This is a genomic window from Wolbachia endosymbiont (group B) of Protocalliphora azurea (assembly GCF_947251865.1).
In the GTDB taxonomy this organism is placed as follows: Bacteria; Pseudomonadota; Alphaproteobacteria; order Rickettsiales; family Anaplasmataceae; genus Wolbachia.
Genome location: NZ_OX366394.1, coordinates 1,398,738 through 1,410,179, shown reverse-complemented (window position 1 = coordinate 1,410,179; position 11,442 = coordinate 1,398,738). Strand labels below are relative to the sequence as shown.

The window sequence follows — 11,442 nt, the reverse complement described above, 5'->3', positions numbered from 1 at the left end:
TATTAGCGCTATAAGTAAATCGGACTCTTGGTTCTGGACACAGAAGTTTTCGAGAAATGGTTTTCTCTAGTTTTATTTTTATGTTTTTTGCAACATTGTCGGTAGTGTAAAAGCACTATTGTCAGACACATCAACGTAATTCCTCTCACCTTCTTTTTCACTTCTAACTTCAACCTTACTATCTCCTATTTCTATAACATCACCTCCTAATTTTACCTCTCCTGTGGTTAATCCTAAATTTTTTGTACCTTCCAATACCCTTGCAATATTTACCTTACTATTTTCAGAAAATTTCATAAAAAACGTCTGATTATCCATTTCCACGTCTTCTATGATTCCTTCATTTTCAATGGCACTTTCACCGATTTCTCTCAGTTCTTTAAGCCACTCATCTATCTGTGGACGAATCTCTTGATACAGTTTGTTATGCATTTCACTTATTCCCTTATCCTGCAATAGATCGTAACTAAATATTGCTCCATTTAGCATCAATTCACATATCATGTCTTCCTTTTCATTTTCTTTGCATTTAATCAAAGGCATTTTCGATATTACTGTATCAGCAAAACTCTTCTGTCCTTCGCTATACGCATTTATCCTGATTCCAGCACTTAGTGCTTGGTCTATAGTCTTGTTCAGTTCTTCTACGCTTTTTGCCTTTACTACTCTACTTTTAAACCATCTTAATTCTGCATTTTCACTTGCACTTGGCTCTATCTTGCTTAAGGCTGGAATAAACGGATTTTGACGATTTGAAGATTTTTTGTTATAAACCTCACGTCCTTCTCCAAGATTGATTGATTTTTCAGAAACATCGCTAGGGGAAGGCACACCTTCAGGCTTCTCAAACCTGCTTTTATCATCAAATATTTTCGGATCAGTCTCATCTACAAGTATAAGCTGCTGATTTTTTTTGCTAGTACGCCTAATAGCACTATATAGTCCTTTTGGTAATTTTTTAGAATCAATGATTAACTCATAAGTATTTCCATCCATATCATCAAATGATACTGTTTTTTTAGTAGTCATATAGCCTCCTATTAAGCATGTTATTCAAGTCTACAGAGCAACTTATTGCTTTATGATTAACTTAATACGCAAATTATAAAAAGATCTTGTATATCTTGCAACTATTTATAATAAAAGAATATATTTTTAGGACTTTTATTCTTTAATTACAACTTAATATACAAACTATACAAAGATCTTTTATATTTTGTAATTCTCCAATACAGATTCTTGACTAAGTTTTTTTGCTACTGTGTAGTAGCCAAACTTCTCAAGCAATTGAAATTTGGTTTATAACAGCTCTCTTTCCTTAAAGCTGCAGTATCCTTTGTCTGTCATAATAATGTGATCCTCTAGTTCAATTCCCACTCCTTGACATGCTGACACTAATTCTCTAGTCATTACTTTATCATCTTCTGATGGTTCTAAACTCCCTCCTGGATGGTTATGAGCTAATATTATTGACGCTGCTTCCATTGATAATGCCTTTTTTACCACTTTCCTTTCAGACAGGTGTACTTCATCTATTGTACCAAAATACACTTCATCTCTTATCAGACGGTGCTGTTTATCCAAGTATATTATCTGGACAGCTTCTTTTGCTGAAAAGCCTATGTTTACCCTTACATACTCTATCAGCTTTTCTTGGCTATCCATTACCGGGCCTCTCTTTAATCCTTCTCTGAGTGCTCTTTTATAAGCTTCTTTTACACATTCAATTGCTGCAGCTGCATGTTCAGTCATTCCTTCTATCATTTTCAGATCATCGATTTCTCGTCCTAAAATTTCTCCTATTCCTGGGCAATTATCCATTAGAGTTTTAGTAACATCTTGTGCTTGCTTTCTGTCATGAACTGCTCCTAGAAGCACTGACACTATTTCACGATCAAATAGAGCACTTCCTCCTCCACTCTGTAATACTCTCTCTATTTCTTCTGTAAGTTTTTCACTATTATTCATAAAATATACTCCTCGTTAATAACAAATTGTTTTTAATTATTTACTGCTGTTTTTTATCAGCATTGGCATAGAGCCATAGCTTCCGAGTGAAGTCAAATCAATTTTTCAATCTTTTTTACTTACTTTTTTATGAATAGGTAAAGATATTAATACATATTTATTTTCAAGTTATGTAAAAAGGTTGTTGTTAATCAATTATTTTAGAAATAACATCAGTAGAAAAACCTAACTGAAGTAAATTATTTGTAACTTTCATTTCCTCTACTTTATCAATCTTCTCTTTGTAAATTTGCTTTCTTTGCAATAAAAATTCTACCCATATATTTAGCTCATCTCGTGATTCTTGATTGTCAATTTTTCTATATTCTCTTGCCAAACTTAATAATTCATTTTCTCCTTCACCATCTTCATAATTATCTTCTTCTTTTATCAAATCTTCAGCGTCCACTGATAATTCCCTTGCTATTTCCCACAACCTTTCACTAAAAAGAGTACCGCTACCTTGTTCATAGTGATGTATCTGTGAGGGCCCTACATTAAGCTTTTTTGCTAATTCTTCTTGCGTATACCCCCTTATTATCCTCCACTTTTTTATCTCTTGTCTTCCGTTTGGCTCGTATCTCTCTTTATCAGCATATTCTTCGGTTGATAAGCCTGTTGCTCGGTAGATAATGTCATTATCAAACCCTGCCTTAACTAGATTCCTTGCAATTCTTATTCTTGCTGCTTTTGTATTACTTTCTTCCTCAGCTCGGATAGATTTGGTTAATGCATAAATTGCTTTGTGTCCTCCTGTTTTTTCTATGAAATTATACATTTCCTCGGTCTTAGCTTTGTCAAAACAACTATCTTCTTTTAGTACTCTTCGCCCAGGAAAGAGATTTCTAATAGGAATTGATAACGCTTCTGCTATCACTTTTAGCCTTTCAATTGGAATGCCACATGTTCCTTGCTCATATCTTAGCAGTGTATGATAGTTTATGCCTGTTTTGCCTACTAAATCCTTCAGGGTATATTTTTGTTTTAACCTCCAGCTCCTTACTTTTTGTGCTATTTGGTATCTTAGAGAGATAGTAGTATACTTTGCCATACAGAAATAAATATTATACAGGGTAATATAAATTTGCTACCAATGCCCATTATATAGAACAATAACGAGTATACCAAAGCAAGAGAATAGCAAAGTAAAGTTACTCTCTGTACAATGATGGTATTGGAATTAGAATAGAAAAAGCTATTTAACATTTTATTTCTCTTTTATAAAAATTGACTTATTTATAAATATATGTAATAATTTAATTTTTATAGGAGTAAGATATGAACCATTCACAGTTTTCAGAAATATACAATAAATTAAAGGAAATATTGACTCAAGGCATCAAAGATACGGAGCAGATAAATGACAAAATTGAACAAAATATAAAAGGCACACCTGAATTTGAAGCATGGAAAAAAAGTGGTTTTAGTTTAGATTATGTGTTTAAAGTTGGAGAAGAACACAAAACTGAAAACGCATTCTTGATACGTGCTTGTCAAAACTTCGATGTAGAAGTGGTAAAGCTTTTACTAGATACAGGGGCTAGTGTTAACGTAATAGCTGGAGAAGATAATCCTTTTACTATTATTATTGAGAAGTTATATGGTAAGGAAACGCCTAATAAGGAAAGGGCAGAATCGATACTGAATTTACTATTACCAAAATTAACATCTCATGTTCAGGAAGGAAAAGAAAGTGTAAATCTTACAATAAAAAAAGCCGTTGAGCGTGCCAATTTAAAGGTATTCAACGAGCTGAAAAATGCAGGAGCTAATTTTAATATAGAAGTGTGCGCAGGACGTCCTCTATTACAGTGGGCTGAAATGCATAAGGAAAGTACTAATTCAGAAGACATGGACAAGATAATAAATTATCTAACCACTCCTTCAAAAACAGCAGAAGAGGTTAAACCTTCTGTCAGAATAGATACTTCGGAAAAGAGCGATGCAACCTTCTGGAGTAAACACAAAGGAAAAATAGCTCTAAGCATTGTTACACTATTTGCAGCTGGTGCTGTTACAGCATTTATGTTCGATTTATCTATAGTTGCATTGGTTTTAGTAGCTTCAGCAGTAGTTACATTAATGGCTATTGGTATTGACAAAATTTGTGAAAAGAGCCCAAATACAGAAATTGATAAACCATCTGCTACTTCAGACAGGGCACTAAATCAGACTGTTAGTTAATAATTTATAATCACACCTCAGCAATGCTCTGCTGGGGTCTGACTATGGAAATTCTAGAGTAGAAATACCAAAATCATGTTATATCATAAGCTTTTGTTGTTCGAGAGATAACATGAGCAGAAACTCCTTCCTTAACTAAACCCTTTGCCACCTCTATTTTTACTGCCTTTCCACTTTCTTCCTCACTAATACGGATGAATTTAGTTAATAAATAAAACGTTTCACGTAATTCTTGATCCTTAATCTCTCTATGTCTTCTTACTAACCTCTTCTCCCTCATACCCTTTCTCATTTGATACTTCTTGTCCGCAAGCTAGATCTCTAGCAATTGTTAATAATGCTTCTGCTAATTCATATAACTTCTTAATTGAAATTCTGCGCGTTCCTTTTTCATATTGCAGTATTACCTGATAGGTTGTTCCGATTTTTTTGCTAAATCTTTTTGAGTATACCCCTTTGCTAATCTACGATTTCTTACTTTTTCTTCTATCTGATACCTTATAGAGATATTTGCCATAAATATTATACAGGTTAATACTAACAAATAAAGATATACAAAAGGGATGCTTCTTTCTATGTTTGAATTTTAGTTGAATATTTCTTCACAATTGTGTATAATTATTAATGCTTTTTATCTTACTTTCTCATGGCTCTTTCGAAGTTTCTCGATCCAAAATTAGATTTAACATTTAAGAAAATCTTCGGTACTGAAAAAAATAAGAATATCCTTATCCATTTTTTGAATGATATTTTAGGGTTTACTGAAATAAATACTATACAAGAAGTCGAATTCCTTAGCACCATTATGGACCCTGAAATTGCTTCTGATAAGCAGAGTATTGTTGATGTTCTGTGTAGGGATTCTACTGGGGCAAGGTACGTGATTGAGATGCAACTCGCTCGTGATAAAGGCTTTGAAAAACGCGCTCAACTTTACGCTGCTAAGGCTTACTCGAGGCAGGCTGATAAAGGTGGTAAGTACATTGATTTAAAGAAGGTTTTCTTTATTGCTATTTCCAATTGTAATTTATTTCCTGATAAGCTTGATTATATATCTAGCCATACCATAAGAGATGAAAAAACTAATGAGCATGATTTAAAAGATTTTCAATTTATCTTCATTGAGTTGCCAAAGTTTCCTAAGAACAGAGAAGAGCAGCTAGAAAATGTAGTAGATCGTTGGCTGTTTTTCTTTAAATATGCAGAAGAAACAACTGATGAAGATTTGAGAAAAATAGCAGAAAAGTCACCGATAATAAAGTTAGCATATGACGAGTTAGATAAGTTTCATTGGAATGAGAAAGATCTTGTAGCTTATGAAGAAAGGGTAATGGATTTACAGAAAGAAGCTGCTATCTTGGAACAAAAACTCGATGATGCTAAACTAGAAGGTAGACAAGAAGGCATCCAAATTGGCCGTGAAAAAGGTAGGGAGGAAGGAAGAAAAGAAGAAAAAGTTGAAGTCGCAAAAAACCTACTTAGGGCTGGTGTTTCCATTGATATCATCTCTCAAACTACAGATCTTCCTCAAGCTGAAATTGTACAGCTCAAAAAAGAAATATCCTGAAATTACAGTGATCTTTGTAATTGGTTATCCACTATTAGATAATTTAAATAGGTTCTAGGTTTATAATCTGCCTTCCCTGGTAACTGACTTTCTGACTAGCTAATGTTAACAAAGGAAACAGAAGCAAGTATAAAATTTATTGTTCTTTTCGGATTATTGTAAAAAGAGTTATACTTTTGTTGTTTGTACTATCTCTTCCACATTCTTGCTATTTTTCAAGTTACCAAGATATTCCCTAGCTGCCATACTTATCATTTTATTACTGTACTTCACTTTTAAGTATTAAATAATTTACTTATTAAATATTATTTTTAATATAAATTAACATTTGTATGATATAATTAAATTATTTAATATATTTATCATGAGCAAAAATGCTAATGAGCAAAGTATTCTAGACACTAATTTCAAGAGAGTGCAACAGAATTTGCTAAGTCATTTTGAAGATATGATTCCTAATGATATTACAAAATTTCCAGAAATTGAAAAAAAGGTATCAGGTTTTACCAGAGGTTACATTGCTCAGTATAGATATAATAACGGCACAGTAGGAAAATTTTGTATAAAATCATTCTATAATGGAGATAAAGACTATTATGATAATGACATTGCTGAACTTATAAGAGAATACATAGCTGGTGATGTGCAACGATTACTTCTCTATAATAGATCACCAAAAATTTCTATTATAACGCAAAAAGGCAAAAAAGATAGAATCTACCTTGGATCAAAATTTTTACTTTCATTCTTAACATATGAGACACTTATCGATATGGTAGAACCTAAAGATGAAGAAGAATTAAAAGGGGAACTTAGAAATGTTAAAGGCTATAATAAAATATTAGCAGCAGGAATAATATTACGTGATCGCGATATTAATAATACAGGTAATATTGGAATTATGGAAACATACGAAGATGATAGCGAATGCCTTGCACTTGCATGGGGAAAAATCGATCTTGGTAAGACATTTGCTAGACAAGGGCTAGACACAAATGCTGAAGTAAAAGCAGAATTAAGAAATCTTTTAGATTTAAATGAATATGCGAATGTAGACTTACAAGAATTATCAACAGAATTAAAAAATATGTTAATTATTTTAGAACAAAATCAACAAAAATTAAACTCAGTTATAGAAAATAAATCAAGTAAATTAAATGAAAATTTAAACAAGAATACTAAATTCTATTTATATACAGATAAAAATTTTAACCCAAGATACAATGAATCTAAAAAGATTACTTTCATTTATTCAAATAAATTAAAACAATTTGTCTCTCAAGATGATGAAAAATTCAATCTAGCACAATATTTTAAAGAAAAACTGTATTCTCAGATGAATTTTGCTAAAGAACTAGTACATACGTTAGATTTGATAATAAAAATTGATGATTCAGAACCTATAAAAACTATAGATGAGTATCTTGATTCTGAACACGAAGATTTTCTTACTTGGTCTATGGAAAATACTAAAGCTACAAATTTAACTGAGCTCAAGGCATCAGAAAAGCTGACAAAATTGAAAGAAGGTCCTTCTGCTTAAAGATTTGATTCACAGCCTATTTTATAATACGCTAATCCTTGATGGATTTGTTACATCGTTATTTACGACGGATTAAAAATAAAAAAGACGGAGGACATCAGCAGCTTATTATTCTAGCATTTATAGTAAGGAAGGTCAGTAAATATCTGAATTTGAGTAAAAGAAATTTTACTACCGTTCACCAATTTAGCTAAAATTCAAGTATTTCAATGCTTTAGCTATTTTAAGTAGAACTAAATTTACTAATATAAACAATAAATTACTATTCCAAAATTTGATCAGATTGATTGCAAAAAATAAGATTTTCAATAAGTTGCTTGTATAGTTGATCTTTCATAAATAGCGATGCAACAAAGCCCTCTATGGAAAACGTATAAAGAAAAAAAGCACCTATTTAGATGCTCTTTTTTTAAAGGGCTTACTGCAATTATTGTGCATCAACTGATTGACCATTAATAGCTATTCTTTCTTTTCTTGATTGAAAAAGCAACGAATTTGGTACCACCTTGCAAAATAACTTTTCTCTTTCTGAGCTTGCCTTTGATAAAAAGTTAGATAACTCTGGAAAACACTTCAACTTTGCTCCCTCTGGAATAACAATACCGTTAATAACAATATTATGATTTATTTAGCACTCTGCCGACGGTGTTTTGTGTTTCTACTTGTTCTACCACCATGTCAGAAGTGATTAAGCATGGTTGCGTAATTCCATCATCTATGGCATCTTGAAACTCTAGTGTGTCATCATCAGAAGTTATTGAGCTTAGTTGTTTATCTTCTGCATCATAAAACTCTTCTTCCTCAGATCTCTTAGAGATTGGTGTTTTCTCTACCTTATCTAAATCCTGTGCTGAAACTTTACTAAGTAAGTCTTCCATTAAAATTTTCACTTCTGCGTCAACTTCCGCTTGTTGTACTTTTCTGTTACTAGCAGCATTATTATGTTCATCTTTTTCTTCATGTGCATTAACTAAAGTTTCTTTATGTTCATTTGTCACTGCCGATGATGTTGGTTGATCAATAGTTGTATTATTAACCGTTTGTTGTGCCGTAGTAGTAGGTATTTTAACTCCAAACGGCTGATTAGATATACTATCTACTTTAACCTCTGTTACACCATCTAACATTTTTTTCACAGAGCGTATCTCTTCTTCAACACGTAAGATATTGCCATCTATATACTTATCGCCTTCGCTCTTCCTTAGTATTGATTTTATCAATATAGATCCCTCAGTACTATTACCAACAATACGATATTCATTTGCACCGCATTTTATAAACATAAGAAGTTCATCTGGATTTGCACTCTGAGTATTTCTATAATCCTTACATTTTTCAAACTGATCTGAGGTTGTAACTAATAATAACTTTTCACCAACAAATTTAAGCTCACCTACCGCTTTAGGTTCATTAGCAACAAGTTCTTGGCTCAATGCCCTTTGCTGATCAGTGGTTGTTGTTTCAGAATCATTGTTAACTGTTCGTTGTATCGTAGTAGCATTAAGATTAGGTGTTGTAGTTTTAAATGGATTTATAGACATTCTAGTTATTTCAACAAGCTTTTTGTTCTCATCCAAACCTACTTTATACATCATTTCCAATGGGTCTTTTGAAACAGTTCCTTCGAAATTCTGTTTCCTCACTGAAGTTATGGATACAGATTTCTTTCCATCATCTACATCTTGACATGAACTATGAGGGCCAGTAATACAAAACTTGTCACTTCCACACTCTACAAATATACGAAATTCTCCAGGTATAACTTTACCATTTCCGTCTTCATTTTTACATTTTTCTTCAAGAATTTTATAATTCTCGTTTGTTGTAAAAAATAGTAATTTGTTATCATTGAACTTAAAATAACTCCCTGGCTTTGTGTTTTGTTGAACAACATTAGGTTTAAGAGAATTTTCTGTTAGCTTGACGTTTGTATCTGCTTTAGATACAGATTCCTTATTCTCACTTGACATTGATTGATTAGAGGTATTATCATTGACAACTTCAAGACAAACCTTAGGTCTATCTATCTGCTCTGACAATGTATTATCTTTTGATTGATCGTTTACATGTTGCTTATCATCTGAATGTCTCTTTGGTGATGTAGTTTTTTGAGCAGTATTTGCTTTACTACTAAACAACCAATTCCAACCTGATGAAACTTTTTTTGCAATCCATGAGATTCCTGTGTGATCAGCAATCCACTTAAAAAAAATTTTTAACATACTTTACTGCTTAAATTAATAATTTAATTATTATATATAAAGTTCAATTTGTCAACTTTTCCTACCAAGTGATACGTTCGAACTTTCTTATATGGTAATTCTGTTATGTGCTAAAATCAGCTGCACTAGCTTCATCGGCTACAAAAACAGCAGAAGGCGACAAACAAGCTAAAATTGCTGTGGCTAAAAACCTACTTAAAGCTGGCGTCTCTACTGACATTATATCACAAACTACAGGTTTTTCTCATTCTGAAATTTCACAGCTCAAGGAAAAAGCTTAAGTACTGTAGCTCCCTTAGAGCGCTTTTCAATTTATTATACTTCTTTATCCATTAGTCTAATATATTAAAGCCTACATCTAACTCTTCCGCTATTCTCGCTATGGCCTATTTGATTTTTTCACCAATTCTACGCATCAGTTAAGTGCAAAATAGATGATATTTAAATATAAAAAATGTTTTTCATAAAATTTTCTTATCCTTGATAATTTTAGTGTTGCTGTTTGATTCTAACTTTTGCATAATGCAGTAAATATTTTTATATAGGGGGTAAAATGCCAAGGAAGACAGATCGTCATGCTGCAGTACTTACTAAGTTAAAGAGTGTTATTCAACATGCAGATTCTAAGGTTGCTGCTGAAAGGCATTTAGCAATTGAAAGATGGGTGAAAACCTACATTAAACAAATAGAATATTTGGAAGATAATGAGTTGCAGTTTTTATACAGTATATTTCGCGATGAGAGTTGCTGGTCAGATACAAAATTAAACAATTACATCCTAGGACAGAAGCTAACTGAGGAAAAAATAGATAAAATAGAGAATCCGTTTTGCAGGTATAACATGGCTTGCAGGTATTGTGTGGTAGATAAAATTTATCCGCTCTTTCAAGAGCAATTTGAGTCTTACAAAGGTAGAGTCTCTCCTGGTGCAGTAGACATAGACGGTAATCCTGTAGATGACAAGTATATAAGAAACGATTTGCTAGACTCTATGGGAAGTTACGATCCTGCATTCAGCTTTTGGATTGATAGAGAATCAGGAACATTAAAAGAATATAGTAACGTAGATGGTTTCCGGGAAGTTGTAGATCTTAAATGGAGCGAGGGAGTGGAGTATTTCTATAACCGTTTAAACCTGCAAGAAAGAGAAAAAGAAATTATAAATGCGGTTACTACTTTATCCACTATTCAATGTAACTATAATCGTGCTACCGTTTTAGATTTTTGCCTGTATAAAATGGATGATCCAGCGAAACGTGAGCTATTGCTTAAGTTGTCAGAAAAAGATCAAGGAGTATATTCACTTCTTAATGGTTTGATACGTTGGAGTTTTCTTGGTACAGTTCGAGATATGGTGAAGCGCTGGTGCTATGAAGAAGTTTCAGTACCTGCAGACAAAATACTTTCACATCATGATTATGCACTCCTTCTTTCCTCACTTTCAAATGTAATGCTAGAAAGTCCTGAGTCAGGTGTTCAAGCTAGATCAATTACTATGGATATTTGGAGGTGCAATCGCTTTAATGAGAATAAAAAGGCTGCTGTTTTTTCAAATGGTAGAGTCCCTATCAAACGCATGCGCTGGATTAATTGTAGATTGGGAGCGCGGTTGTGCTTTAGGTGAAGGTGATACTGGAAAAAAAGACGAGCTGTTAGAGATTTTACAGTTTGCAAAAGAGTATTGTACACAGGAGGATTTTGTGAATTTTAAAAATTATTTAATTAGCAACCTAAAAATGGTTGGTAGACCTGGTATGAAGAGTGGTGTTGATTATGGCAAGCTGGCAGAGGAGTTGTTTTCTGAGCTAGATAAGTTACCTATTCCTCATAGAGGTGGCGGTGACTTTGGTGGCTCTGGTGACCCGCAGTCTACGTTAGGATCTCCTGGCGTTAGCGGTTTATCTGGTTATAGTAAATAG

10 protein-coding genes and 2 pseudogenes are annotated in these 11,442 nt (G+C 32.8%); 6 read left to right on the top strand and 6 right to left on the bottom strand.

The annotated features are described in order from the left end of the window. Window positions 1-78: 78 nt before the first annotated feature. From OPR35_RS06715 to wmk, 3 genes are all read right to left on the bottom strand, one after another. Window positions 79-1,029: a hypothetical protein gene (locus OPR35_RS06715; protein ID WP_265024821.1), complete on the bottom strand. Its 951-nt coding sequence runs from the start codon at window positions 1,027-1,029 to the stop codon at window positions 79-81. Window positions 1,030-1,299: 270 nt separating this feature from the next. Continuing rightward, a complete protein-coding gene (locus tag OPR35_RS06710) occupies window positions 1,300-1,968 on the bottom strand; it encodes a JAB domain-containing protein (RefSeq protein ID WP_264730438.1) in 669 nt (222 codons plus the stop codon). A 187-nt stretch (window positions 1,969-2,155) separates the two neighbouring features. Next, entirely contained in the window at window positions 2,156-3,058 is a 903-nt protein-coding gene (wmk, locus tag OPR35_RS06705) for a WO male-killing family protein Wmk (protein WP_264730440.1), read from the bottom strand. 227 nt (window positions 3,059-3,285) lie between these two features. On the opposite strand from wmk, the gene OPR35_RS06700 reads away from it, so the two are divergent. Further along, complete coding sequence (locus OPR35_RS06700; protein WP_264730442.1) at window positions 3,286-4,191, top strand: hypothetical protein; 906 nt, start codon at window positions 3,286-3,288, stop codon at window positions 4,189-4,191. Window positions 4,192-4,285: 94 nt separating this feature from the next. On the opposite strand, the pseudogene OPR35_RS06695 reads toward OPR35_RS06700, so the two are convergent. After that, window positions 4,286-4,708: pseudogene (locus OPR35_RS06695) on the bottom strand (helix-turn-helix domain-containing protein); the annotation flags it as partial. A 129-nt stretch (window positions 4,709-4,837) separates the two neighbouring features. On the opposite strand from OPR35_RS06695, the gene OPR35_RS06690 reads away from it, so the two are divergent. After that, window positions 4,838-5,758: an Rpn family recombination-promoting nuclease/putative transposase gene (locus tag OPR35_RS06690; protein ID WP_265024820.1), complete on the top strand. Its 921-nt coding sequence runs from the start codon at window positions 4,838-4,840 to the stop codon at window positions 5,756-5,758. Window positions 5,759-6,122: 364 nt separating this feature from the next. After that, window positions 6,123-7,301, top strand: coding sequence for a hypothetical protein (locus OPR35_RS06685; protein ID WP_226080541.1), 1,179 nt, complete (start codon window positions 6,123-6,125; stop codon window positions 7,299-7,301). 427 nt (window positions 7,302-7,728) lie between these two features. Here OPR35_RS06685 and OPR35_RS06680 read toward each other — a convergent pair whose 3' ends face one another. Next, window positions 7,729-7,878: a hypothetical protein gene (locus OPR35_RS06680; protein WP_226080540.1), complete on the bottom strand. Its 150-nt coding sequence runs from the start codon at window positions 7,876-7,878 to the stop codon at window positions 7,729-7,731. Window positions 7,879-7,918: 40 nt separating this feature from the next. Continuing rightward, window positions 7,919-9,523 (bottom strand): hypothetical protein, encoded by a 1,605-nt coding sequence (locus OPR35_RS06675; protein WP_265024819.1) that lies wholly within the window; start codon window positions 9,521-9,523, stop codon window positions 7,919-7,921. A gap of 152 nt (window positions 9,524-9,675) precedes the next feature. On the opposite strand from OPR35_RS06675, the pseudogene OPR35_RS06670 reads away from it, so the two are divergent. From OPR35_RS06670 to OPR35_RS06660, 3 genes and pseudogenes are all read left to right on the top strand, one after another. Continuing rightward, window positions 9,676-9,804, top strand: a pseudogene (locus OPR35_RS06670) (Rpn family recombination-promoting nuclease/putative transposase); the annotation flags it as partial. A 272-nt stretch (window positions 9,805-10,076) separates the two neighbouring features. After that, window positions 10,077-11,147, top strand: a complete 1,071-nt coding sequence (locus OPR35_RS06665) for a hypothetical protein (protein WP_265024818.1) — start codon at window positions 10,077-10,079, stop codon at window positions 11,145-11,147. Next, a complete protein-coding gene (locus OPR35_RS06660; protein WP_265024817.1) occupies window positions 11,077-11,442 on the top strand; it encodes a hypothetical protein in 366 nt (121 codons plus the stop codon). Before OPR35_RS06665 ends, OPR35_RS06660 begins: the two co-directional genes overlap by 71 nt.

Bases quoted from the DNA above. Each gene is read 5' to 3' on its own strand.
- OPR35_RS06715 (WP_265024821.1), bottom strand. From the start codon at position 1,029: ATGACTACTAAAAAAACAGTATCATTTGATGATATGGATGGAAATACT.
- OPR35_RS06710 (WP_264730438.1), bottom strand. From the start codon at position 1,968: ATGAATAATAGTGAAAAACTTACAGAAGAAATAGAGAGAGTATTACAG.
- wmk (WP_264730440.1), bottom strand. From the start codon at position 3,058: ATGGCAAAGTATACTACTATCTCTCTAAGATACCAAATAGCACAAAAA.
- OPR35_RS06700 (WP_264730442.1), top strand. From the start codon at position 3,286: ATGAACCATTCACAGTTTTCAGAAATATACAATAAATTAAAGGAAATA.
- OPR35_RS06690 (WP_265024820.1), top strand. From the start codon at position 4,838: ATGGCTCTTTCGAAGTTTCTCGATCCAAAATTAGATTTAACATTTAAG.
- OPR35_RS06685 (WP_226080541.1), top strand. From the start codon at position 6,123: ATGAGCAAAAATGCTAATGAGCAAAGTATTCTAGACACTAATTTCAAG.
- OPR35_RS06675 (WP_265024819.1), bottom strand. From the start codon at position 9,523: ATGTTAAAAATTTTTTTTAAGTGGATTGCTGATCACACAGGAATCTCA.
- OPR35_RS06665 (WP_265024818.1), top strand. From the start codon at position 10,077: ATGCCAAGGAAGACAGATCGTCATGCTGCAGTACTTACTAAGTTAAAG.
- OPR35_RS06660 (WP_265024817.1), top strand. From the start codon at position 11,077: ATGGTAGAGTCCCTATCAAACGCATGCGCTGGATTAATTGTAGATTGG.